Consider the following 642-nt stretch of genomic DNA (forward strand, 5'->3'; position numbering starts at 1 on the left):
CCTCGGGGTACTTAGATGTTTCAGTTCCCCCGGTTCGCCTCATTAACCTATGGATTCAGTTAATGATAGTGTGACGAATCACACTGGGTTTCCCCATTCGGGTATCGCCGGTTATAACGGTTCATATCACCTTACCGGCGCTTATCGCAGATTAGCACGCCCTTCATCGCCTCTGACTGCCAGGGCATCCACCGTGTACGCTTAGTCGCTTAACCTCACAACCCGAAGATGTTTCTTGGATTCATCATCGTGTTGCGAAAATTTGAGAGACTCACGAACAACTTTCGTTGTTCTGTGTTTCAATTTTCAGCTTGATCCAGATTTTTAAAGAGCAAATATCTCAAACGTGACTCGTAAGTCAGTTTTGAGATATTAAGGCAGGTGACTTTCACTCACAAACCAGCAAGTGGCGTCCCCTAGGGGATTCGAACCCCTGTTACCGCCGTGAAAGGGCGGTGTCCTGGGCCTCTAGACGAAGGGGACACTGAAGTCTCAATCGCAAGACGCCTTGCTATTTACTTTTCATCAGACAATCTGTGTGAGCACTGCAAAGTACGCTTCTTTCAGGTAAGGAGGTGATCCAACCGCAGGTTCCCCTACGGTTACCTTGTTACGACTTCACCCCAGTCATGAATCACAAAG

At 48.0% G+C, this 642-nt stretch carries 1 tRNA gene and 2 rRNA genes; all 3 read right to left on the minus strand.

Annotated features, from left to right (window positions below):
• Positions 1-215 (minus strand): 23S ribosomal RNA (locus tag ACLJRE_RS23810); the annotation flags it as partial.
• A gap of 192 nt (positions 216-407) precedes the next feature.
• Positions 408-483, minus strand: a tRNA-Glu gene (locus tag ACLJRE_RS23815).
• Positions 484-568: 85 nt separating this feature from the next.
• Positions 569-642: ribosomal RNA gene (locus ACLJRE_RS23820) — 16S ribosomal RNA — on the minus strand; the annotation flags it as partial.

It is taken from the genome of Salmonella sp. SAL04157 (assembly GCF_046551635.1).
GTDB lineage: Bacteria > Pseudomonadota > Gammaproteobacteria > Enterobacterales > Enterobacteriaceae > Salmonella > Salmonella enterica.